Source organism: Paraburkholderia rhizosphaerae, from assembly GCF_004366595.1.
In the GTDB taxonomy this organism is placed as follows: Bacteria; Pseudomonadota; Gammaproteobacteria; order Burkholderiales; family Burkholderiaceae; genus Paraburkholderia; species Paraburkholderia rhizosphaerae.
The window spans coordinates 25,702-47,640 of record NZ_SORE01000030.1; the positions used below are offsets into that span (position 1 = coordinate 25,702).

The 21,939-nt window shown below is 61.4% G+C and carries 22 protein-coding genes; 10 read left to right on the plus strand and 12 right to left on the minus strand.

Annotated elements, in window-relative coordinates; genetic code table 11:
• Positions 1 to 81 precede the first annotated feature (81 nt).
• Complete coding sequence (locus BX592_RS28830) at positions 82 to 459, minus strand: DUF427 domain-containing protein (RefSeq protein ID WP_134196699.1); 378 nt, start codon at positions 457 to 459, stop codon at positions 82 to 84.
• A 382-nt stretch (positions 460 to 841) separates the two neighbouring features.
• Between BX592_RS28830 and BX592_RS28835 the strand changes: the two genes are divergently transcribed.
• From BX592_RS28835 to BX592_RS28845, 3 genes are all read left to right on the plus strand, one after another.
• A complete protein-coding gene (locus BX592_RS28835) occupies positions 842 to 1,849 on the plus strand; it encodes a ferritin-like domain-containing protein (RefSeq protein WP_208327993.1) in 1,008 nt (335 codons plus the stop codon).
• A gap of 218 nt (positions 1,850 to 2,067) precedes the next feature.
• Positions 2,068 to 3,117, plus strand: coding sequence for a lysylphosphatidylglycerol synthase domain-containing protein (locus BX592_RS28840; protein ID WP_134196751.1), 1,050 nt, complete (start codon positions 2,068 to 2,070; stop codon positions 3,115 to 3,117).
• A 296-nt stretch (positions 3,118 to 3,413) separates the two neighbouring features.
• The gene (locus tag BX592_RS28845; RefSeq protein ID WP_134196700.1) at positions 3,414 to 5,240 is read left to right on the plus strand and encodes a PQQ-dependent sugar dehydrogenase; all 1,827 of its coding nucleotides are present in this window, start codon (positions 3,414 to 3,416) and stop codon (positions 5,238 to 5,240) included.
• A gap of 69 nt (positions 5,241 to 5,309) precedes the next feature.
• Here the strand turns inward: BX592_RS28845 and BX592_RS28850 are convergent, their stop codons facing one another.
• The 6 genes from BX592_RS28850 to BX592_RS28875 all read right to left on the minus strand — a co-directional run bounded on the left by BX592_RS28850 (position 5,310) and on the right by BX592_RS28875 (position 10,753).
• Positions 5,310 to 6,065 carry an IclR family transcriptional regulator gene (locus BX592_RS28850; RefSeq protein ID WP_279589214.1) on the minus strand — a complete coding sequence of 252 codons (756 nt, stop codon included), beginning with the start codon at positions 6,063 to 6,065 and terminating at the stop codon, positions 5,310 to 5,312.
• Between the two features lie 125 nt (positions 6,066 to 6,190).
• Complete coding sequence (locus BX592_RS28855; protein WP_134196701.1) at positions 6,191 to 6,943, minus strand: amino acid ABC transporter ATP-binding protein; 753 nt, start codon at positions 6,941 to 6,943, stop codon at positions 6,191 to 6,193.
• Entirely contained in the window at positions 6,940 to 7,590 is a 651-nt protein-coding gene (locus tag BX592_RS28860; protein ID WP_134196702.1) for an amino acid ABC transporter permease, read from the minus strand. Before BX592_RS28860 ends, BX592_RS28855 begins: the two co-directional genes overlap by 4 nt.
• A 44-nt stretch (positions 7,591 to 7,634) precedes the next feature.
• Complete coding sequence (locus tag BX592_RS28865) at positions 7,635 to 8,351, minus strand: amino acid ABC transporter permease (RefSeq protein ID WP_134196703.1); 717 nt, start codon at positions 8,349 to 8,351, stop codon at positions 7,635 to 7,637.
• 70 nt (positions 8,352 to 8,421) lie between these two features.
• The gene (locus tag BX592_RS28870) at positions 8,422 to 9,255 is read right to left on the minus strand and encodes an ABC transporter substrate-binding protein (RefSeq protein ID WP_134196704.1); all 834 of its coding nucleotides are present in this window, start codon (positions 9,253 to 9,255) and stop codon (positions 8,422 to 8,424) included.
• Positions 9,256 to 9,565: 310 nt separating this feature from the next.
• Entirely contained in the window at positions 9,566 to 10,753 is a 1,188-nt protein-coding gene (locus tag BX592_RS28875) for a sortase family protein (protein ID WP_208327994.1), read from the minus strand.
• Here BX592_RS28875 and BX592_RS28880 point away from each other — a divergent pair.
• Positions 10,747 to 11,709 (plus strand): GlxA family transcriptional regulator, encoded by a 963-nt coding sequence (locus BX592_RS28880; RefSeq protein WP_134196705.1) that lies wholly within the window; start codon positions 10,747 to 10,749, stop codon positions 11,707 to 11,709. The two genes, BX592_RS28875 and BX592_RS28880, sit on opposite strands and share 7 nt — an antisense overlap.
• Before the next feature lie 146 nt (positions 11,710 to 11,855).
• Complete coding sequence (locus tag BX592_RS28885; protein WP_134196706.1) at positions 11,856 to 12,473, plus strand: cysteine hydrolase family protein; 618 nt, start codon at positions 11,856 to 11,858, stop codon at positions 12,471 to 12,473.
• 100 nt (positions 12,474 to 12,573) lie between these two features.
• Here BX592_RS28885 and BX592_RS28890 read toward each other — a convergent pair whose 3' ends face one another.
• Entirely contained in the window at positions 12,574 to 13,284 is a 711-nt protein-coding gene (locus BX592_RS28890) for an SDR family NAD(P)-dependent oxidoreductase (protein WP_134196707.1), read from the minus strand.
• A gap of 190 nt (positions 13,285 to 13,474) precedes the next feature.
• On the opposite strand from BX592_RS28890, the gene BX592_RS28895 reads away from it, so the two are divergent.
• Positions 13,475 to 14,248 (plus strand): alpha/beta fold hydrolase, encoded by a 774-nt coding sequence (locus BX592_RS28895; protein WP_134196708.1) that lies wholly within the window; start codon positions 13,475 to 13,477, stop codon positions 14,246 to 14,248.
• A 68-nt stretch (positions 14,249 to 14,316) separates the two neighbouring features.
• Here the strand turns inward: BX592_RS28895 and BX592_RS28900 are convergent, their stop codons facing one another.
• On the minus strand, positions 14,317 to 14,622 hold the full coding sequence (locus tag BX592_RS28900) for a hypothetical protein (RefSeq protein WP_243849773.1): 306 nt from the start codon (positions 14,620 to 14,622) through the stop codon (positions 14,317 to 14,319).
• 208 nt (positions 14,623 to 14,830) lie between these two features.
• Here BX592_RS28900 and BX592_RS34955 point away from each other — a divergent pair, with 208 nt between their 5' ends.
• Positions 14,831 to 14,953 (plus strand): hypothetical protein, encoded by a 123-nt coding sequence (locus tag BX592_RS34955; protein ID WP_279589215.1) that lies wholly within the window; start codon positions 14,831 to 14,833, stop codon positions 14,951 to 14,953.
• Positions 14,954 to 14,973: 20 nt separating this feature from the next.
• On the opposite strand, the gene BX592_RS28910 is transcribed toward BX592_RS34955, so the two are convergent.
• The gene (locus tag BX592_RS28910; protein ID WP_243849774.1) at positions 14,974 to 15,867 is read right to left on the minus strand and encodes an amidohydrolase family protein; all 894 of its coding nucleotides are present in this window, start codon (positions 15,865 to 15,867) and stop codon (positions 14,974 to 14,976) included.
• Entirely contained in the window at positions 15,868 to 17,142 is a 1,275-nt protein-coding gene (locus BX592_RS28915; protein WP_134196710.1) for an MFS transporter, read from the minus strand.
• 394 nt (positions 17,143 to 17,536) lie between these two features.
• Between BX592_RS28915 and BX592_RS28920 the strand changes: the two genes are divergently transcribed.
• Complete coding sequence (locus BX592_RS28920) at positions 17,537 to 18,508, plus strand: D-2-hydroxyacid dehydrogenase family protein (RefSeq protein ID WP_134196711.1); 972 nt, start codon at positions 17,537 to 17,539, stop codon at positions 18,506 to 18,508.
• Between the two features lies 1 nt (position 18,509).
• On the opposite strand, the gene BX592_RS34060 is transcribed toward BX592_RS28920, so the two are convergent.
• Positions 18,510 to 18,671: a hypothetical protein gene (locus BX592_RS34060; RefSeq protein ID WP_166676496.1), complete on the minus strand. Its 162-nt coding sequence runs from the start codon at positions 18,669 to 18,671 to the stop codon at positions 18,510 to 18,512.
• A 362-nt stretch (positions 18,672 to 19,033) separates the two neighbouring features.
• On the opposite strand from BX592_RS34060, the gene BX592_RS28925 reads away from it, so the two are divergent.
• Together BX592_RS28925 and bamA are read left to right on the plus strand one after the other, a co-directional pair.
• Positions 19,034 to 19,432 (plus strand): hypothetical protein, encoded by a 399-nt coding sequence (locus BX592_RS28925; protein ID WP_134196712.1) that lies wholly within the window; start codon positions 19,034 to 19,036, stop codon positions 19,430 to 19,432.
• Positions 19,433 to 19,556: 124 nt separating this feature from the next.
• On the plus strand, positions 19,557 to 21,875 hold the full coding sequence (gene bamA, locus BX592_RS28930) for an outer membrane protein assembly factor BamA (protein ID WP_134196713.1): 2,319 nt from the start codon (positions 19,557 to 19,559) through the stop codon (positions 21,873 to 21,875).
• The last annotated feature ends 64 nt before the right edge of the window (positions 21,876 to 21,939 follow it).

The window sequence follows — 21,939 nt, forward strand, 5'->3', positions numbered from 1 at the left end:
AGCAATCGGCCGGAAGCACCGAACACAACATTTGCGTCGCGCGTAGCAGCGCTGCGCGTGACGCGTCGCGAACCCGACCGGTCAGTCCGGGTGAATCTGAACCGCGTCGACGCGGTCTGCATAGAAAGCCAGATGACCCTTGATCATACTCACTGCGTCATAAGGATCTTCATAAGTCCAGACCGCATTGACCGACTGTTCGCCGCCAGCCGGAATGCTGTAGTAACTGCAGTCGCCTTTGTACGGGCAATACGTCGCGTGCGCGGTCCGCTCGAGTTGCGTCATATCCGCATCCGCGCGCGGAATATAAAGCACTTCCGGATACGATGCTTCGCGCAGCACGAGTGCGTTTTTCGTATCGGCGATCACTTTACCGGCCACCACGACCACAATGTGCGACGGGCTTTTCGTTACCGTGATCGGATGATCGGGCCCGGGAATCTTCACTGTTTTCTGCATGTCGACCTCATTGAAGAAACAAAGCGCAACGTCATCGCCCGAGGGCGGTCAGCGGCCATCCTATACCGATCCAAAGACCTGCATTTGTGTGAGGTTTTGTGGCCCCGCGCAATAGACCGGCTCATCCGTCGGCGTCCTTTTTGAAGAGAAACGTGTGTCGGCGGCCAAAATGAAACTACCCTATACGCAGCAAATAATATAAATAATTCCAAAGAGCGCGGTGGTCACGCGGAACAGGCAATCAGCAGTGCAAATTCCAAACGGTGCGAGCAGCGCCGACGGCAAGCTTCGTGGACGCAAAATGCGAAGCCGCCTTAACATGCGTCATCCGCTGCGCGCGGACGATTGAAGGCCATCAAGATCAAAGCGGGGAGTTTCACGCATGAACAACCAGGTTCTCGATCATCACATTCTCGACAATTTCGACGCCGCACAACTGGTGCCGGGTTTCAGGCCGCCGCAGCAAGGCGGCGTGCATGACGCAGCGATGCTCGACGCTGCGACGCGCAAATCCGTGCAGTGGCGAAGCAAGGTCAGTGGGCCGCTGTCGCCCGGCTCCGACACGCACAAACACGAGATGTGCGTCATGTTCCGCGAGACGTTCAATCCGTATCGTCCCGCGGTGCTCGACTGGCCAACGCTCGAGCCAACCGCGCTGGAACGCCTGACATCGCTGCCGATCTGGGACATCGCAGTGCAAACCGAAGGCAAGGCGCGCCTGCGCATGGCCGCGTATGCAAGCACGATCGACGACACCGACATACGCGACGCACTCGCGCTCAACGCATGGGAAGAAAACCGCCACAAGGAAGTGCTGTCGCGCATGGTGCGCGCATACGGTATCGAACTCGCAAACGAAGCGCCTTATGCGTATCCGGACGACCCGGAATGGGCATATCTCGTCACCGGCTATAGCGAATGCATCGACAGTTTCTTTGCGTTCGGGCTATTTGAAGTGGCGCGGCGCTCCGGCTTTTTTCCGGCCACGCTGGTCGACACTTTCGAACCGGTGATGCAGGAGGAATGCCGTCATATCCTGCTGTTTGCGAACTGGGTCGCGTGGCATCGCGCGAATCTGAACTGGCTGCAGCGTATCCGCTTTGAACTGAAGGTCGCGGCCGTTTGGGTGTTTCTCGCGTGGGAGCGCATCGGCATTGCGCGCTCGCTGGACGGGGACGGCAACGAACAGGAAGTCGATCACAACTTCACGGTAACGGGCGCACAATCGATGTCATCGCAAGACATCAGCGTGCGCGAGCTCGCGTTACTATGCCTCGAAGAGAACGACCGCCGCTTCGCAGGCTACGACGAGCGGCTATTGCGGCCGCGCACGATGCCCAGGCTCACGCGCTTCGCGTTGCGGTTCATGCGCAAACGCAACCCTGCATGAGTCGTTGACACGTAGCTGATTCCGCTCGAGGAGCCGCACGGTCGCTTCGCCTGCAAGCGACCCGCAGCGCTCGAACCGATGCACGCACGTCTGGCCATACGAGGCGAACGATGCGATTACCGCGCATGGCACGATCCGGATCTCGCGGCGACGCGCTGCAGCGACCGCGCAATCTCTTCCGGCGCCGCATTCCGGTGGCGATGGTCGGCGGCCGCGCGATGCGCTATGTCGGCCGCTTCGCCGCCGCGGCGGGACTGCTCGTCTCGCTTTGGCTCGTAATGCAGGACGACCCCGACACGGTGCTGAATCTGTTGCGCGCATCGGCCGTCGGCCTGGTGGTGGCCGCCCTCGCGCACGTCCTGCACATGTTTGCGAACGCCCGCGCATGGCAGACGCTGATGCTTGCACCACGGGCACCGCGCTACCTGACGATGCTCGGTCTGCTCTGGATTCGCGAGTCGATCAACGGCCTGCTGCCCGTGGTGCGGATCGGCGGCGACGTGGTGTCGTTCAGGCTGCTTGTGAAAAGCGGCTTGTTGTCGTCGATGGCTGCGGCCAGCCTGATCGTCGATATGCAACTCACCGTCATCAGCCAGTTGCTATTCGCCGCAATCAGCGTCGGCTATCTGTTCGCGTATGTGCAATCGGCCACGCTGCACATCGTCAGCCATCTCGCGTGGGGCATCGTGGTGATCGCACCTGCATTTGCGATCTTCGCACTGATCCAGCACGCGAACCCGTTCGAACGGTTGACGCGCGTGCTCGATCGCATCGCGAGCGGCAAGCTCGCCGAACTGGTTGGCAAGTCCGCGAGCATCGACGAAACGATCAAGCGGATCTGGCGTCATCGCGCGGTCATATTGCGCTATCTGCTGATCTGGCAACCGCTGCAGGTATGCGGCACCACACTGCAGATCTGGCTTGCGCTTTACTTTCTGGGTTCGCCTGTCAGCTTTCTGCAGGCGTTCGTGATCGATTCACTGGTTCAGGCCGTCAACAACGCCGCGTTTTTCGTGCCGGCCGCGCTCGGCGTGCAGGAAGGCGGCTTTCTGCTAATCGGCGGGATGCTCGGACTCGAGCCGGCAACCTGTCTCGCACTCGCGGGCGCACGGCGCGTGCGCGACCTCGTGATCTTCGTGCCGGGCATGCTTGCATGGCAAATCGCGGAATCGCGCATCTCTGGCACGGGCCGTGCGAGCGGCACAACCGGACCTGATGCGACCACCGGCATCGCTTCAGGCGCGGATGCTGACGGCCTCGAGCGATGACGGCATCAAGCGATAACACGCGTCCTTTCCACATAAAGCGTTCGCATAAAAAGTCTACACGTTCTTCAACGTTCGCTTAACTATCGCCTATACTCGTTCAGCCGTTTTCGTTGTGAAGGACCGATCCTCGTAATACATCACCCGCTGCCGCTGGCATTAGCCACGCGGCCGGGGTACGTGCGCGCGTGCGAAACCCGAAACCCGCTCGCGTGCAACAAACATGGAGACAGCGGCTGCTAACACACGTGTGCCCCGGCACCCGTCTCGCTTACTACCGTTCAAAGGAGATCAGTTCAATGCGCGTCAAGGTTGCGTCATTCGTTCGTTCCGTCGCCCGGCCCGCGGTTGCGGCAGCCGGCGCCGCTGTCCTTGCATGGGCGCTCGCGCCCGACGCACACATCGTGGCGCCGGCCTATGCGGCTGAAAGCACGGCCCACGGCGCACAAACCTGCGATAACGCGGCGACCGGCATCACGCTGCCACCGGGTTTCTGCGCGACGGTGTTTGCCGACAACATCGGCCACGCGCGGCAAATGGCAGTCGGCCCGGACGGCACGTTGTACGTGAATACGTGGAGCGGCAACTACTACAAGGTGAACACGCCGCCACCGGGCGGCTTTCTGGTCGCACTGAAAGACACTCAAGGCGACGGCCGCGCGGAAGTCGTGCAGCGCTTCGGCGAAGGCGTGGCCGATGGCGGTCATGGCGGCACCGGCATCGGGTTCTACAACAATGCGATCTACGCGGAAAGCAACGACCGCATCATGCGCTATGCGCTGAAGCCCGGCGACGTCGCGCCGTCCGGCAAAGGCGAAGTGATCGTATCGGGCTTGCCGACGACCGGCGACCATCCGATGCACCCGTTCGCGATCACGCCAAAAGGCGAAATACTCGTCGACCTCGGCTCGGCGACCAACGCATGCGAACAGCAGAACCGCACGCCACATTCGAAAGGCAATCAACCTTGCACGGAGAAAGAAACGCGCGGCGGCATCTGGCGCTACGACGCGAACAAAACCGGTCAGAAGTTTTCGCCGGCCGAACGCTACGTGAGTGGCATCCGCAACGGCGAGGGCATCGCGCTCGATGGCGCCGGCCGCATCTATTCGACGCAGCACGGCCGCGATCAGCTTCACGAAGACTGGCCGGAACTGTATGACGCGAAGCGTGGCCAGGAGTTGCCCGCGGAAGAAGTGGTCGAGTTGAAACAGGGCACCGACTACGGCTGGCCCGAATGCTACTTCGATCAGACGCAAAAGAAACTGGTGCTCGCGCCCGAGTATGGCGGCGATGGCAAAAAAGTCGGCCTGTGTAGCGGCCGTAGCGCGCCTGTCGCGTGGTACCCTGGGCATTGGGCGCCGAACGACATGGTGTTCTATGAAGCACAGAGCGGCGCAGGCCGGTTTCCGCGCGCATACGATGGCGGAGCGCTCATCGCCTTTCATGGTTCGTGGAACCGCGCGCCCGGTCCGCAAGGCGGATATAACGTCGTGTTCCAGCCGTTTCACAATGGCAAGGCCACTACGCCGGGTAAATTCGTGATCTTCGCGGACGGTTTTGCCGGCGCCGTGAAGGAACCTGGGCAAGCGGCGTTCCGTCCTTCAGGTCTGGTGGTCGCACACGACGGCGCGCTCTTTATTTCCGACGATATCCATGGCCGCATCTGGCGTGTCACCTACCACGGCGGCAATCGGGATGCGCTGGTCGCCGCGGCCACGAAGCCGCCGGCTTCGCAGTCGTCGTCGAATTCCGAACTGCCGCCTGAAGGCATCCATCCGGACGCCGGCAAAGCGGCCGCGGGCCTGCCCGTGCCGCCGGGTTCGTCGCCGCAGCAGGTCGCACTCGGCGCGCGTGTGTTCGAAGGCCAGGTCGGCGGCGCGACATGCGCGGGCTGCCATGGCACGGATGGCGCGGGCTCGGGCATCGGTGCGGACCTGACAGCGGGCAAATGGCTGTGGAGCGATGGCAGCCTGGCCGGCATCCAGCAGACCATCACCAACGGCGTGCCGCACCCGAAGGAACACAACGGCGCAATGCCGCCGATGGGTGGCGTGCAACTGTCACAGGAAGATCTGAAGGCGGTCGCTGCGTATGTGTGGGCGTTGGGGCATCAGTCGCATTAATGCGCCTGAATACTCCGGCGACAAGCATCGCAGGTCTCGATGAACGGCGCGCGGAACACGGCGCGCGGTTCATCGCCCGTAAGATTGCGACAACGCCTTCGCCGAACGAATCAGATCGTCGAGCATCGCGGCGCGCTTCGCGACATCGGTATCGCGCCCGGTCATGAAGCACAGCGCGGCGACTGCGGAACCCGAGCGATCGCGAATCGGCGCGGCCATGCAGCAACGAAACGTCTGCGATAAGCCTTCGGTGCAGCAGTACCCCTGTTGCGCCGCTCGCTCGACATCGCGGAAAAAATCGGCGAATTCAACGCGTAGGCCATTGTCGAGCACGAAATCTTCCGCCGGAATCAATGCGCGGATTTCATCCGCGCTGAGATGCGCGAGCAACAGCCGGCCCGTCGCGGTCCATGGAATCGGCACCTTCACGCCGATATCGGAACTGATATTGAACGGCCGCGGACTGTTCTCCGACAACACCACCGTGTACTTGTTGCCTTCGAGCATGCAAAGTTGCGTGGTCTCGTCGTGAACCTTCACGAGCGCGAGAATCGTCTGATGGGCGCGGCTGATCAGATCGTTATGTACCGCATAGTCGGCGCCGTAGTAATGCATCTCGCGGCCGAAAAACACACTGCCGTCCGGCCGCGTTTCAAGCCAGCCTGCTTCGGTCAGAATCGTCACCAGCTCGTACACGCTCGAGCGCGGCGCGCCGGTCGACTCGATCAGCTCGCGCATCGTCAGCGGATGTCGCGCGAGGTGCAGTTGTCTGAGCAACGTGACGACCCGATCGATGCCTCGCGCGCGCGATGACGACGATTGCACAGCCGAAGAATCCGCAGCTGAAACCGACGCCGAAGCCGGAACGGATCCGGACGCCGACGCCGCCGTGCGTGCTCCGCCGCGCGTGCCGGCCGCGCTACGTGCTGGCTTCGGGGTCGGGTTCGCAGTCAATGGTCGAGCACCCGATGCAGGAACTGGCGCGTGCGCTCGTTGCCCGGATTCACGAACATCTGCTCGGGCGCGCCCTGCTCCGCAATCACGCCTTTGTCCATAAACACCACGCGGTCCGCAGTCTTGCGCGCAAAGCCCATCTCGTGTGTGACGACGACCATCGTCATGCCGTCGCGCGCGAGTCCGCGCATCACCTCGGTCACTTCGCCGACCAGTTCCGGGTCGAGCGCCGAGGTTGCTTCGTCGAAGAACATGATGCCGGGCTCGACAGCCAGTGCGCGTGCAATCGCGACGCGCTGCTGCTGCCCACCGGACAACTGGCCCGGATAGTGTTCCGCGCGATCGGCAAGGCCGACGCGGTCGAGCGTTTCCATCGCTCGTTTGCGTGCATCGGCGGCGCTCATCTTGCGCGCCTTGATCAGCGCAAGCGTCACGTTGCCGAGCGCGCTCTTGTGCGGAAACAGATTGAACTGCTGGAACACCATGCCGACGTGGCCGCGAATCTCCTTCGAGCGCCGCGCATCATGCAGCGGCACGTTGTTGACCCACACTTCGCCGGCATCCGCGGTTTCTAGCCCCGCCATGATGCGCAATACGGTGCTCTTGCCGGACCCGGAGGCGCCGATCAACACCAGCACTTCACCGGGCTGCACATCGAGGTTGATATCGCGCAGCACCTGGGTCTCACCAAACGACTTGCTGACGCCGGTCAGATTGATCACCGCTTTTCCCGCCGCGACACCGTTCATTGCAGCACACTCCTTCTTCGATCATGACGGCGCACCCACTGCGATAGTGGAAAGCACACGATGAAATACAGCACCGCGACGAGGCCGTAGATCTCGACCGGCTTGCCGATCCGGTCGACGATGGCCTGGCCGCCGTGCATCAGTTCCGACATGCCGATCATGCTGACAATCGACGTATCTTTGATCAGCGACAGATACTGGCCAATCAGCGGCGGCAACACGATCTTGCCGGTCTGCGGCAGGATCACCGAAAAAAACGTCTGCAACTTGCTCAAGCCCAGAATTTGCGAGACTTCCCACTGTCCTTTCGGCACTGCCTCGATGCCGGAGCGAAACACCTCGGCGATATACGCGCCCTGATAGACGCTCAGGCCGACCACGCCGGCGGCGAATACATCGATTGCATAACCGAAGTACGACACGCCGAAGTAAATGAACAACAACGTGATCAGCACCGGCGAGCCGCGAAACAGCTCGGTATAGAGCTTCGCGAGGTACCGCGTGCCGGGCGGGCCGAACGAACGCAGCAGCGCAGCAAGAAGGCCGATCAGCGTGCCGCCCGCGATTGCCGCGACGGATAACAGTAAGGTCGCCAGCAATCCTTGCAGCAGGATCGACAGACTGGAAAATAGCAGCGCACTCGACATCGTCAGCCTCTTACCGGTGTGCTCATGTCAGGAGTTCAAGGTGCTCAGGTGCGGTCCGCCTGGCGCGCGAAAAAGAACGGCCGGCGCGCGCGTTTCTTCATCTCGAGCGGCGGATGAAACAGCCGCGCGCCGATCTGCGCGGCAATCCACGAGAGGCCGTTGCTGATCAGCAGATAGATGATCAGCGTAATCGAAAACGTCTGCACATAGAGCAGCGTGCGAGAGTTGATCACGGTCGCGGTGCCGCTCAATTCCGGCAGCGCGATCGCGGATAGCAGCGACGTGCCGAGCAGCAGCTGGATCAGGTTATTGACGATCGCCGGATAAACCGCGCGCGCGGCCTGCGGCAGCACGACTTCGATAAAGATCTGCGCACGCCCGAGGCCGAGAAGGGTTGCGGCTTCCAGTTGGCCGCGCGGCACCGATTGAATGCCGGCACGAAACACTTCCGCAAGGTACGCGCCGACGTTGACGCCGAGCGCGATCACGCCGGCCGTCAATGCATCGAGCGTGATGCCGAGTGTCGGCAAACCGAAAAACACAATGAAGATTTGCAGCAGCACCGGCGTGTTGCGGATCGCCTCGATATAGATGCTCGCCAGCCAGCGCAATGGCGCGGCACGCGATGAACCGGCGAGCGCGGCGAGCAGGCCGAGCGCCATGGCCAGCACGAATGCGAGCAAAGTGACGCGCAACGTCAGCCACGCCGCGTGGAGAAAATCGCTGGAATAACCGGCGAGGGTGATCCATTGATAGCTCATGGATGCTCCGTGCGAGAGACCGGCGCTTGCGTAAGCGCCAGCGCGGCGCCGGGCCGCGCGGCACCGCGCTTTAGAACTGCGGGTTCAGCGAATAACGCGGCTCGACACCAAACCACTTCTTGTACAACTGCTGGTTCAGCTTCGATGCGTTGATCTGGAACAGGAACAGGTTCAGATAGTCGAGCCACACCTGATCGCCCTGCTTCACGCCAAACGCGTTGTATTCGAGTGGCACCAACGCTTCATCGGTAACGCTCAGCTCCGGGTCGAGCTTCGCCTGGTACGCGAGGAAGTTGTTGTCCTCGATCATCGCGTCGGCCTGGCCCTGCTTGACCGCGAGAATCGCGGCCTGCGAACTGTCGTATTCCTGAATCTTGACCTGCATGTTCAGCGAGCGCACTTCGTCGCCGTTCGTCGATCCCTTTACGGTCGCGATCGTGCGATTCGACATGTCCTTGATCGACGTGATGCCGCTGCTTTTCTTCACGAGCAGCGCCTCGCTCGCGACCACATACGGATGCGTAAACGAGATTTCCTTCGCACGCTCCAGATTGCGCGTGAAGTTGCAGAACACGACGTCGACCTTGCTGGTCTGCAGGTTCGGAATGCGGTTCGCGCTGGTCGTATTGACCATTTCGAGCTTCACGCCCATTTGCCTGGCCAGTTCTTTCGCGAGGTCGACGTCGTAGCCATCCGGTGCGCCGGCCTGATCGTAGAAACCGAACGGCGCAAAGCTCAGGCAATCGCCGACGCGTAACGTGCCACGCTGCAACACCTGCTTGAGCGCGGAATCCGCGACCGCGCCCTGTGCGGGCTGATCGACTTTTGTGCAGGCGCCGAGCACCAGCAAACCGGCAAGAGCGGACAGGCAGTAGAGTTTTACGCGTGCTTTGGCGAGTCTCATTGTTGGTGTCCCGGTCTGGAGGAGAAATGTATTCACCGATGCTGCGCGGCACTGTCGAACCTGCAACGGCCGATAAACGGTCCGACAGGGTGTCTGTCCGATATACCGGAATAGAATCTGACACGACAGATGGCAGCGAGTGTTCCATGGACACAAATTCCGCGCAACCGGGAAAACGCGAAGGGTTGGAGCGGCGTTTCCCGCCTGTTGCAGGGTGAGCGCGGGCTTATCGCAGGCGGCGGGGCATCGGGTCTCCGGCGCGCAACGCCGTGGAGACCCGCTCGGTCATGCGGCTATGGGGACCGGAAACTTACAGCGCGTCGGCAGCGCGCTGCACATGCCGGTTCGCGTGCGGACAGACCAGAATCTTTTCAATGACGTTCGACAACAGGTCCTGCGGCCCCTTCAGCGAATCGGCAAGGACCCTGTCAGTCGGGAACACGAGTTCGGCCGCCACGTTATCCATCACAATGCGGCCGAGGTTATCGAGCGCAACGTGAATCGGGTCGGCCGGCTTTTCGGCAGTCGAGATATCGATAAGATGCGTCGCCACTCGCTTCTGATCCATGAATTTTCTGATAATGATCGAATTCTGGTTATCGATCATCGTGGTCCATATGGATAAGACCACCGCATAAAGGTTCTTCCAGCTTTTCTCGCCGAGTTGCGCTTTCCAGCGCGTAAGCAACGCGCTGACCCCATCGACCTGCGCCTTGCCGGCAATGCGCATGTTAATTGCGATGTCATCGTGGACGTACGCGGTCAGCTCATCGAAACTGTCGATGCTGAAGCGGCCATTTTCCAACGACGTATCGATAAACCGGAGGGCGTTCACCAGGATGCGGTGGCTCGCCACCTTTCCTTCGTGCGGCAAATCAGTGCGTTGCAAATGATCCAGCGCCCGCTGCAGCACGTCCCGAAACGCCTTGATGCCGGGAACCCATCCTTGCGCGTCCGGCTGCCCCAGATACGGCGCGATGATCACGTACAGTCCGAGCGGCGTATGGCTGATAGACTTCGCCAGTTCGAACACTGCGGACACCGGCCTGAGCGTTTCGCGAGCGCCGTTGTGGATCAGCGTGTACGTACCGCCCCAGTCGTCGTTGCTGACCACAATCACCGGATCGAGATGCGGCAGCAGCGCCGCCTTCATTTTTGCGTAATTGTCCTGCATCGACGTGTCGATCGCGATCACTGCGTTGCGGCAGCGAACCAGCGAATTCGATTCGAAGGACACCATTTTCAGATCGTGTTTATTGATCCGTTTTTCTTCCTGCATTTCCATTTTCTTTCCAATCCTAAAAATATCAATACCGCGATCAGCGGTACGTCCACGCGAATGCGAGCCGATGAAATGATCTCGATAAAATCGATTTATTGAACCCCTGCCTCGCGGATCCAGAATCAGATATTTCACGGCAATCCATAAGCGGTTTGGCGGACATCCTGTGATAGGATCAGGCCAATCTTTTGAGCTGTTGGGGAAGATGCGTGTCACACACTGTCGCGGTCATCGCTTATGAGGGGATTAGCGCGTTTCATCTGTCAGTCCCCTGCATCGTTTTCGGAGACGACCTGCTCAAGCTAGGCGTGCCTCGTTACAGCGTCATTCTGTGTGCGGAAAAGCCCGGCCCCATTCCGACCATGTCGGATTTCGATATCGATATCCGCCGCGATCTCACTGCATTGGAAAACGCGCACACGGTCATCATGCCGGCCTGGCGCGATACCGCCGACCCTCCGTCGCAAGCTTTGCTGAATGCGTTGCGCGCCGCGCACGCGCGGGGCTGCCGCGTAGTGGGGCTGTGCCTCGGTTCGTTCGTGCTGGCTCAGGCGGGTTTGCTCGATGGTCGTAAAGCTTCGACGCATTGGGCGTGGGCAGAGGAATTCAAAGCGACCTATCCGCAAGTCGAACTGGATCAAAAAGCGCTTTACGTTGAGGATGGCAACATTCTGACGTCGGCCGGCACCGCCGCTGCGATCGACTGTTGTCTGCATCTCGTGCGCCGCGATCATGGCGCCGAGATCGCGAATCGCGTCGCACGCCGACTTGTCGTTGCGCCTCATCGTCATGGCGGGCAGGCGCAGTACATCGAGAAACCGCTGCCCGGATCCGAAGGCCGCGATCCGCTGTCCACCACGCTGGCATGGACGCTCGAACATCTCGATGAGCCTCATAGTCTGGAAAGTCTCGCGGCTCGCGCGCGCATGAGTGTGCGCAGCTTCACCCGGCACTTTCGCAAGAAAACCGGCACGACGCTCACTCAATGGTTGCTGAACCACCGGCTGCAACGCGCGCAGCGTCTTCTGGAAACCGGCAACTGCTCGATCGATGTCGTCGCCGAAACCGCCGGTTTTTCGTCGACGGTTACCTTCCGCCAGCACTTTACACAGGCGTTCTCGATCCCGCCCGCGGCTTACCGCAAGCAGTTCCAGTCGCGGCTTCCGACCTGAACGGAGGGTCCGTGTGCGCGCCACGCGATGCATCGGCACAGCAGAATGGCCCGATTTCATCACACGCTGTCATCCGGACCGCTTTCCGTATCGACGGATATTGCTGAAAATCGGTGCACATTCCACTGAAACAGGGAGCGCGCACGATGCACCATCCAACTATCCGAACACTGGCGGGCGCCACCGCGCCACAGACCATCGACCCGGCAAAGACCGCGTTGCTGGTGATTGACTTCCAGAACGAGTACTTCAACGGCAAGCTGCCCATTCCTGACGGCAAGAAGGCGCTGACGAACGCGGTGCGGCTGATCGAACGCGCCGACGCAGACGGTATCGCCGTGTACCACGTGCAGCACGTGAACCCGGCGGGCAGCCCGGTGTTTGCCGAAGACAGCGCAACCTCGCATATCCATGCCGGCATCCAGCCCGCCGCGCATCATCAGCTGGTGCGAAAGCGCTCAGTAAGCGTCTTTCCGACCACCGACCTCGATCAGCAACTGAAGCAGAAAGGCATCGATACGCTGATCGTTACCGGCCTGATGACGCATGCGTGCGTCGCGGGCGCGGCGCGCGATGCGGTGCCGCTCGGCTACCGCGTGATCGTCGCGGACGATGCATGCGCGACGCGCGATCTCGATCTACGCGACAACGAAACGGTCACGAACAACGTATTGCATCGCGCGGCGCTCGTGTCGATCGCGGATACGTTCGGTGACGTAATGACGACCGATGCGCTGCTCGGATTGTCACTCAGCGCGCGTTGAAGAAGACGAACGCATACGAAGCTTACGCTCGCCGTCATCGCGAGCGGTCTGCGGCGCGCGTGTTACACGGCCGTCGTGTTACACGCGCACCGATCGCACATCAAACACGCGCGGCGACCGGTAGCAGCGCACCGGTGATCGACTGCGCGTCGGCCGACAACAGAAACGCGATGACAACCGCGATCTGCTCAGGCGTGACCCAGCGCGAGAAATCCGCGTCCGGCATATCGACGCGATTCTGTGGCGTATCGATGATCGACGGCAGGATCGCATTCACGGTGACGCCCTTATCCTTTAACTCTTCCGCGAGCGCTTCGGTCAAACGCATGACCGCCGATTTCGATGCCGCGTAGGCCCCCATACCGGTCCCTGCTTTCAACGCAGCCAGCGCGCCGATATTGACGATCCGACCGCTACCGCCGGCGGCTGTCAGATGCGCGAGCGCCGCCTTCGATGCATTGAGCGCGGTCTTCAGATTCGCGCTGAACATCTGGTCCCAACTGTCCGCGCTGCCATCCGCGACCGTCTCCCAGCGGAACGCGCCGGCGATATTGACCAGCGCATGCAAACCGTTAAAGCGGTTGGCGATCGTTGCGAGCGCATCTTGCGCGGCTTGCGGATCGGCAAGGTCCACGTGATCGACGACACATGCTTGCGCGAGTTCCGCGGGAAGCGCGGACGGTGCAGGCGCCGCGCCGCGGCCAATCAGCACGACTTGTGCGCCGCGCGCGGCCAGCACGCGCGCCGTCACGAAACCGAGCACGCCAAAGGCGCCGGTCACGGCGACGATCTTTCCTTGCAGGTTATTCATCAGGCTAGCCCTCCTGTGACGGGACACGAAACGCATCGCGCATGCCATCGGCACGCATGCTGACCAGGCATCATAACGCTGCCCCTTGCCGTCGCATGCCGCAGCGTGCACGATACGCAAGGGCGTCTGCAATCTGTAGTCTTATCCGTCAAAACACGTGACAACAATCGTCGGGAACCGAGCACACACCATGTCCTCCGAAGCCTCATCGTCGCACACGCCGTCCGGCCCGGACCGCAGCCATACTTTCGTGCTGATCCACGGTGCGTGGCACGGCGGCTGGTGCTGGCGATACGTCGCAAACGCGCTGCGTGCGCAAGGTCATCAGGTGTTTACGCCGACGCTGACCGGTCACGGTGAGCGCCGCCATCTGCTAAGCGCGGCGACGTCGGTCGACGTGCCGATTACCGATATCGTCAATCTGCTCGAAGCCGAAGAACTCGCGGATGTCGTGCTGGTCGGCCACAGTTATGGCGGGCTCGTCGCCGCGGGCGTCGCGGACCGCCGCCCCGACGTGCTGCGCTCGCTGGTGTTCCTCGACAGCCTGCTCGTTGAGAGCGGCCAGGCCGCGTTGGACATCTTGCCTCGCGATCTGGTCGAAGCGCGACTCAAGGCAATCGCCGCGAGCGGCCAGCCGCTGTTGATGCCGGTACCGAGCGTTGCGGCGATGGGAATTCCAGACGACCATCCGCGTGCAGATTGGGTGCGCCGACGTTTGACGCCGCATCCGCTCGCCACGTACAACACCCCGCTCGTGCTGCGCTACCCATTAGGTAACGGCCTGCCGCGCACCTATGTGCATTGCGCACAGCCGTCTTATGAGGTGCTTGCGCCGGTACGCGAGCGGATTCGCGCACTGCCTGGCTGGCATTGGGAAGAACTCGCGTCGGGCCACGATGCGATGGTGCTCGATCCGGAATTGCTTGCTGATCTGCTCGTGCGTCTCGCTACACGTGACGCTTGAGCATTCATGCCGCGCCAACACGGGGTTCGGTTAAGCGCACCCCGCATGTGCATATCGCTTGAGCTTCTTCAGGCCCGCTTGCGCCACGGCAATCCATCGATGAACTGATCGATCGCATCGAACAGCACTGCGCGGCGCACGCCGTCCGCCGCTTCGGCGGACAGGCCCGCGAACACGGTGACACACAGGCTCGCGAGCGCCTTCGGGTCAGCGTCGGCGGCAAGCTCGCCGCGCGCCTTTGCGTGCGCGAAGCGCTCGGCAATGGCCGTCGACGCTTTGCGACGCAACGAACGCAGATACCCTCGTAATTCCTCGTGCTCGGCGCCGACACTCAGTTGATGCCCATCGCGTCGCCCAATTCGCTGATTGAGCACGCATCAGCCCTTTTAGCCAGAAGACTTCCATCGCATTGCGCAACGCCGCGCGACGGTCGAATTCCCGTGGTCTGCCGCGCGGCCTGGGCTCGCATTGCTGCTCGCAAGTCCGCTTGCGTCCCGCGCGCAGAGATCGGCGCCGGCCGTCTCGCACGACTCCGCACCTACCTACGCAGTATTCGTCGATCAGCCGACCGGGTATACCTTCGTGAAAATGCCGGTCGGCTGGAAGTTTGTCGGCGCCGTATCGAAGGACGAAGTGCGGCATCTGCCAACGAACGTGCTCACCAAAGTGCCGCCGATCGATACGGTTTCGCTTGACCCGCAATGAGCTCACAATGACGCGTCGAGTTACGGCCGGAATCCGTAAAGCGTGTGCGCGTTGGTCGTGAGAATCTGGTGACGCAACGCCGCGTCAGGCACCCATAAGGCGAGCGTATCGAGTAGCTGGCTAACCGTCGGCATCGTGTCCCATTGCGCGACGTGCGGCCAGTCCGAGCCCCAGACGCAACGGGTCGGCGCCGCATCCGCGAGTGCCTGCGCGTACGCGATGGTGTCCTGATACGGCGGCTCCTCGGCACTGAGCCGATACGCGCCCGATAGCTTCACCCACGCGCCATCGCGGACCAGCCCCAGGAGCCGCTGAAAACCATCGGACCGCACACCTGCCGACGTCGGCAAATGTCCCATATGATCGACAACGATCGGTGAGCGCAGTTTCGAAAGGCGTGGCGCGAGCTCGGGCAAGTCGCGTGCATCGAGCAGGAACTGGATGTGCCAGCCCCAGTCCCGCGCAAGCGCGTCGTATTCTTCGAGTTGCGCAAACGTGATGCCACCGCCGCCGTACAGCACGTTGATCCGCATGCCGACCGCGCCGACATCGACCATCGCCTGGTATGCGGCATCCGCGAGCCCAAGCGTCGGCACGACCACGCCCCTCAACCGCGCACGATTCGCACGCAGTGTGTCGAGCATCAGCGTATTGTCCTGGCCGTGCACGCTGACTTGAACCAGTACGCCGTACGTGGAGCCCGTGTCGTCGAGCATCTTCAGGTACGCGCCGGCCGGCGCCGGCGCAGGCGTGTAAGCGCGCTGCGGCACCCACGGATACCGCGGCGGCTCGCCGATCACATGCGCATGCGTATCGACGGCTCCGGCCGGCATCGCAAAAGCAGTCGGCCCATTCTGCTGCGCAGCCGGCGCCGGGCACAACGGCGCGTTGTCGTTACGATTGACTGTCGTCACTCAAAGGTCCTCCAGAACCATGCCGCGCGTTTCGGGTAACAACGTGACACTCGCCAGCATCAGCGCATAGGCGAACACCGCGAAGATTGCAATTGCGGTGGCCAGTCCAAAATGCTTCGAAAACACGCCGACCAGCGTCGGAAACAGCGCGCCCATGCCGCGGCCGAAGTTGTAGCAGAAGCCCTGCCCCGAGCCGCGCAAGCGCGTCGGGTACAACTCTGTCAAAAATGGGCCGACACCGGCCAGATAGCCGCTGCCAAAGAAACCGAGCGGAAAACCAAGCCATAGCATCGCGTCATTGCTGATCGCCAGCTGCGTATACGCAAGCACCGAAATAATCGCGATTACCGCGAACGATACGAACAGCGTCTTGCGGCCAAAGCGGTCGGATATCCACGCACCGGTCAGATACCCCGACACGCTGCCCGCAATCAGCAGGCCCAGATAACCAGTTGAATTGATCACGCTCAGGTGCCGTTCGGTTTTCAGAAACGTCGGAATCCATGTGGAGATCGCGTAGTAGCCACCTTGGCAACCCATCACGAAGATCGCGCCGATCACTGTGGTGCGCAGGTGCGGCCCGCTGAATATCTCGAACAGCGACGGCGCCCGTGCGGGTGTGTCCGCGCTCGTGCCGCGCGCACGCTCGGCGATGCGCGGCTCGTGCACGTAACGGCGTGCGTAAATCAGCATCAGCGCGGGAATAGCGCCCGCAGCGAACATCGCGCGCCACGCGAGATGCGGCGGCAACAGCGAAAACATGATCGCCTGCAACAGCACCGCCGCGCCCCAGCCGACGCCCCACGCGGATTGCACCGATCCAACTGCGCGGCCGCGATACGCGGGCCTGATCGTTTCGCCGATCAGCACCGCACCGGCGGCCCACTCGCCGCCAAAGCCAAAACCGAGTAGACCGCGTGCAATAAGCAACTGATCGAAATTCTGCGCGAGCGCACAAACGAGGCTGAAAAAACAGAACCAGCCAACGGTAATCTGCAGCGTTCGCACGCGGCCGATGCGGTCCGCCAGATAACCGGCCAGCCAGCCGCCAATGGCCGACGTCAGCAGCGTCACGGTCACCGCAAGACCCGCGATGCCCGGCTCGACGTGCCACATCACCGTGATCGTGCCGATCACGAGCGGATAGATCATGAAGTCCAGCGCATCGAGCCCCCAACCGAAGAAGCAGGTCCAGAATGCACGCCGCTCGGACGCGGACATCTGGCGATAAAACGCCGCGAGGCTGGTGTCGTTGCCGGCAACCGTCGCGCTCATTACGCGACGATCGTCTGCTGTCGCCTCTTGCCCTCTACTTCGATGATCCGCCATCCGCTTGTCTCCTTCGTCTCCGATGGTCAGCTGCGTAGTTCGATTCAGATCGTCATAATGCTGTCTTATTGTATGACGACTTTAGTCTGCGGATCAGTGTCACTGTTGTCAACAATTTTGTCGGCCGCCGAAATTCTCCGTGCTGTCCGTATCACGCAAGCAGGCTTGAGCGGACCCGCAGCTTCCAGTCTGCCGACACCGCACGAGCGCCCCGGCACCAAATGCGCGCCGCTGCTATCGTGTCTGCCGCGAAGCATTCACCCTCGCACTGTCGGCAAGCCGAAAGCGTTGCGGCAAGCATGCGCCGACTGTGCCCATTTCAAACATGGAGGCTCTTCCGATGACCACCGCAGCAATCCGTATTGCCGTGCTCGACGACTATCAGCAGGTTGCCGCCACGCTCGCCGACTGGACCCGATTGCAGCCGCAAGCGAAACCCGTGTTTTTCCACGACCACGTCGCGGATCGCGAAGCACTTGTCGCGCGCCTTGAACCGTTCGACGCCGTCGTGCTGATGCGTGAACGCACCGCGTTCGACGCGGACCTGATCGCGAAGCTGCCGAACCTGAGGCTGATCGTCACAGTCGGCATGTGGAATGCGGCGATCGACCTGCACGCGGCCAACGCACGCGGCATCGTCGTATCGGGCACCGACGCTGCCGAGCCGGCGGCCACACCGGCGTTAACGTGGGGCTTGATTCTTGCGATCACCCGCAACCTGCATCGGGAGTCGGCATCGCTGCGCGCGGGCGGCTGGCAAACCAGCGTCGGCGTCGACGTGCACGGCAAGACGCTCGGCTTGCTCGGTCTCGGCAAGATCGGCCAACAAGTCGCGCGCTTTGGCGCCGCGTTCGGGATGAATGTGATTGCGTGGAGCCCGAATCTGACACCGGAACGTGCAGCCGAAGCCGGCGCGCGGCGTGTGGACAAAGACGCGCTATTCCGTGAAGCGGACGTGATATCGATTCACCTGAAGCTCGGCGACCGCTCGCGCGGCCTCGTCGGCGCCGCGGAGTTTGCCGCGATGAAGCCGACCGCTTACCTGATCAACACGTCCCGCGGCCCGATCGTCGCCGAGCCGGCATTGATCGAAGCCCTGCAGACGCAGCGCATTGCGGGCGCCGCACTAGACGTGTTCGACGAAGAACCGTTGCCGCCGACGCATCCGTACCGCTTTCTGCCGAACGTGCTCGCCACGCCGCACATCGGTTACGTAACGGAAAACACGTATCGCGGCGCGTATCCGCAGATCGTCGAAGGGATACGCGCATGGCTCGACGGTCAGCCCGTTCGCGAGTTGCAGGTGTCGTGATTCAGGTGCGCAACTGAACGAGCCCGTGAAACGATTCGCCCGGGTACCACGGCATATCGTTCACGCGCTCGAAGTTCGGAATGGTTTCCACATAACGCACCATCCGCGCGCGCATTGCGTCATCGGGCAGCAGCCCGCGCAATGCGCCGATGTTTTCGCTCATGTGATCCGGGTTGGTCGTAGCCGGCAAAGCACACGTCACGGCCGGATGCGCGATCGCCCACTTCAGTTGTCCCCGAACAAAAAAGACCACATCGAAGCGCGCTGAACCTAGCAGCTTTATCCGACAAATGAATTGAAGTTCAATGCATGGCCTTTTAACAAACGTAATGCGTGGACGCCCTGAAAATAGGCATCGCCCGCTTTGGCGGATTGCACTCAGGTTACAACGATGCTTGCAATTGAACGAGACCTGCACCGTCGATTTATCAGCAATCCGCAAGAAATATGCAGTAACTCGCAGGTAACATGAACAGCACCGATCTGACCTAACCTCGACGTCTGGTTTCGTCATGGAGTGACCGTATGACCCCGCCGTCCGCCGTCGCGATCGATTCGTTCAAGGGGTTCGAACTGACAGCCGATGGTCAGTATCTGATCCTGAACAGCAATCAGCCCGATCGCATCGCGCTGCACTGCTCGGTCATGCATGAACTGCTGGCGGCGCTTTCAAATGCAATCGGCTCGTCCGAACGCATTCGGCACAAGAAGAAGAGCGTCAAGTTCGCGATGCCATGCGAAGCGTGGGCGCTCGGTAAGGATGCGGACGGGAAGCCCTACCTGATTTTTACGTTCCGGTTGCCCGGGGGCGCGGAGTTGTCCTTTCAGCTGCACCGCTCACAAGCGGCGCATATGACAGAGGTGCTCGCGCTGGCAACCGGTCTTGCCAAAGGCAACGACCTTTCTGGTTTGCGACTGCAATAGAACAACGAACTTTCAACGAAGCTTCGTTCTGTTCGACGTGCCGCCGCGATTCACGCCGCTTGTCGCTTAGCGCGACACGGCAGCCATTCTGACGTCTGGTCGCATTTCTTTTCGTTTAGCCTGCATGAAATCACGAATATTATTATCCCGCTGCGCGCAGTCATTCACCTGTATTGGCTTGAGCGTGGCGGCAGTGTCGGCGCACGCCGCCGATTCATTCGTGGTTCGCGACATTCGCATCGACGGACTGCAACGGGTCGAACCCGGCACGGTATTCTCGTATCTGCCGATCAAGCAAGGCGATACTTTCAGCGACGATAAGGCCTCCGAGGCCATCCGCGCGCTATACGCGACCGGTTTTTTCAACGACGTGAGAGTATCCACCGAAGGCGACGTCGTGATCGTCACGGTTGCCGAGCGTCCAGCGATCGGCACAATCGACTTCGCCGGCATTCACGAGTTCGAGAAAGACGCGCTGACTAAAGCGTTGAATTCCGTCGGACTGTCGCTCGGCCGCTATTACGACAAAGCGCTCGTCGATCGGGCCGAGCAGGAACTGAAGCGGCAATACCTGACGCGCGGCTATTACGCCGCCGAAGTGACCACCACCGTCTCGCCGATCGACCGTAATCGCGTCGCTCTGCTGTTCTCGGTCATCGAAGGACCGAGCGCGAAGATCCGCCAGATCAACTTCATCGGCAACAAGGTGTTCAGCAGCAGCACGTTGCTCGATGAAATGCAGTTGTCGACGCCGAACTGGTTTTCCTGGTACACGAAAAACGATCTGTACTCGAAGGAGAAACTCACCGGCGATCTCGAGCATGTTCGCTCGTACTACCTGAATCGCGGCTATCTCGAGTTCAATATCGACTCGACGCAGGTGTCGATTACGCCCGACCGGAAGGACATGTACCTGACGATCGCGCTGCACGAGGGCGAGCCGTACACGATTTCCAGCATCAAGCTCGCGGGCAACCTGCTCGATCGCGAAGCGGAACTGCAGAAGCAGATCACCGTGAAGCCGGGCGAACGCTTCTCCGCGGAGAAACTGCAGGCCACGACGAAGGCGATCGTCGATAAGCTCGGCGACTACGGATACGCGTTCGCAACGGTGAACGCGGTGCCGCAGATCGACCAGTTGCATCACAAGGTCGATCTCACGCTGCAGGTCGATCCGGGCAAGCGTGTGTACGTACGCCGGATCAACGTGACAGGCAACACACGTACCCGCGACGAAGTCGTGCGCCGTGAAATGCGTCAACTCGAAAGCTCGTGGTTCGATTCAAGCAAACTCGCGCTATCGAAAGACCGGATCAACCGGCTCGGCTACTTCACGAACGTCGACGTGACGACGGTGCCGGTCTCAGGCACCGACGACCAGGTCGATGTGAACGTCGACGTCACGGAAAAGCCGACTGGCGCGATTACGCTCGGCGCAGGCTTTTCGTCGACCGATAAGGTGGTGTTGTCCGCCGGCGTGTCGCAGGACAACGTGTTCGGCTCCGGCACCAGCCTGTCGGTCAACGTAAACACCGCGAAAACGTTCCGCACGCTGACGGTCACGCAGGTCGATCCGTATTTCACGGTCGACGGCATCAAACGCATCACCGACGCGTACTACCGCACCGTGCAGCCGCTGATCTTCTCGACCGATTCGAGCTTCCGGATCATCACGGTCGGCGCGGACACCAAGTTCGGCATTCCGTTTTCGGAAGCGGACACCGTGTACTTCGGCGTCGGCGTGGAACAGAACCGGCTCGACGTCGACGGACAAACGCCACAGGCATACCTCGATTACGTGAAGGAATTCGGCCGCGTCGTGAATAACGTGCCGGTCACGGTCGGCTGGTCGCGCGACAATCGCGATAGCGCTCTGGTGCCTAGCCGTGGCTACTTTACGCAGTGGAACGGCGAATACGGCACGCCGGCGGGCAACACGACCTACGTGAAGCTCGACGCGCAGGCACAGTACTACTACTCGTTCGCGCGCGGTTTCGTGCTTGGCCTGAACTTCCAGGGCGGCTATGGCAAAGGCCTCGATGGCCAGACGTTCCCGATCTTCAAGAACTACTTCGCGGGCGGTATCGGTTCGGTGCGGGGCTACGAGCCGAGTTCGCTCGGCCCGCGCGATGCGAGCACCGGCGACCCGATCGGCGGCTCGCGGATGGCGGTCGGCAATATCGAACTGACGTTCCCGCTGCCGGGCACCGGCTACGACCGCACACTGCGCGTGTTTACATTCTTCGACGGCGGTAACGTGTGGGGCGACCCGGGCCAGGGCGGCACGAGCACAGGCGCAAACGGCTTGCGTTACGGTTACGGTGTCGGCCTCGCATGGATCTCGCCGATCGGGCCGCTCAAGCTGAGCCTTGGCTTCCCGCTCGTCAAGCATACGGGCGACCAGTACCAGAAGTTCCAGTTTCAGATCGGCACCGCGTTCTGACGCACGCCAGTTCAGGCGGCACGCGCAGCGTTGCGCGGCCGCGGCATGCCCCATAGCTTTGACG

Coding starts and splice junctions, on each gene's coding strand:
- BX592_RS28830 (WP_134196699.1), bottom strand. CDS start 459: ATGCAGAAAACAGTGAAGATTCCCGGGCCCGATCATCCGATCACGGTA.
- BX592_RS28835 (WP_208327993.1), top strand. CDS start 842: ATGAACAACCAGGTTCTCGATCATCACATTCTCGACAATTTCGACGCC.
- BX592_RS28840 (WP_134196751.1), top strand. CDS start 2,068: ATGCGCTATGTCGGCCGCTTCGCCGCCGCGGCGGGACTGCTCGTCTCG.
- BX592_RS28845 (WP_134196700.1), top strand. CDS start 3,414: ATGCGCGTCAAGGTTGCGTCATTCGTTCGTTCCGTCGCCCGGCCCGCG.
- BX592_RS28855 (WP_134196701.1), bottom strand. CDS start 6,943: ATGAACGGTGTCGCGGCGGGAAAAGCGGTGATCAATCTGACCGGCGTC.
- BX592_RS28860 (WP_134196702.1), bottom strand. CDS start 7,590: ATGTCGAGTGCGCTGCTATTTTCCAGTCTGTCGATCCTGCTGCAAGGA.
- BX592_RS28865 (WP_134196703.1), bottom strand. CDS start 8,351: ATGAGCTATCAATGGATCACCCTCGCCGGTTATTCCAGCGATTTTCTC.
- BX592_RS28870 (WP_134196704.1), bottom strand. CDS start 9,255: ATGAGACTCGCCAAAGCACGCGTAAAACTCTACTGCCTGTCCGCTCTT.
- BX592_RS28885 (WP_134196706.1), top strand. CDS start 11,856: ATGCACCATCCAACTATCCGAACACTGGCGGGCGCCACCGCGCCACAG.
- BX592_RS28890 (WP_134196707.1), bottom strand. CDS start 13,284: ATGAATAACCTGCAAGGAAAGATCGTCGCCGTGACCGGCGCCTTTGGC.
- BX592_RS28895 (WP_134196708.1), top strand. CDS start 13,475: ATGTCCTCCGAAGCCTCATCGTCGCACACGCCGTCCGGCCCGGACCGC.
- BX592_RS28915 (WP_134196710.1), bottom strand. CDS start 17,142: ATGAGCGCGACGGTTGCCGGCAACGACACCAGCCTCGCGGCGTTTTAT.
- BX592_RS28920 (WP_134196711.1), top strand. CDS start 17,537: ATGACCACCGCAGCAATCCGTATTGCCGTGCTCGACGACTATCAGCAG.
- BX592_RS34060 (WP_166676496.1), bottom strand. CDS start 18,671: ATGAGCGAAAACATCGGCGCATTGCGCGGGCTGCTGCCCGATGACGCA.
- BX592_RS28925 (WP_134196712.1), top strand. CDS start 19,034: ATGACCCCGCCGTCCGCCGTCGCGATCGATTCGTTCAAGGGGTTCGAA.
- bamA (WP_134196713.1), top strand. CDS start 19,557: ATGAAATCACGAATATTATTATCCCGCTGCGCGCAGTCATTCACCTGT.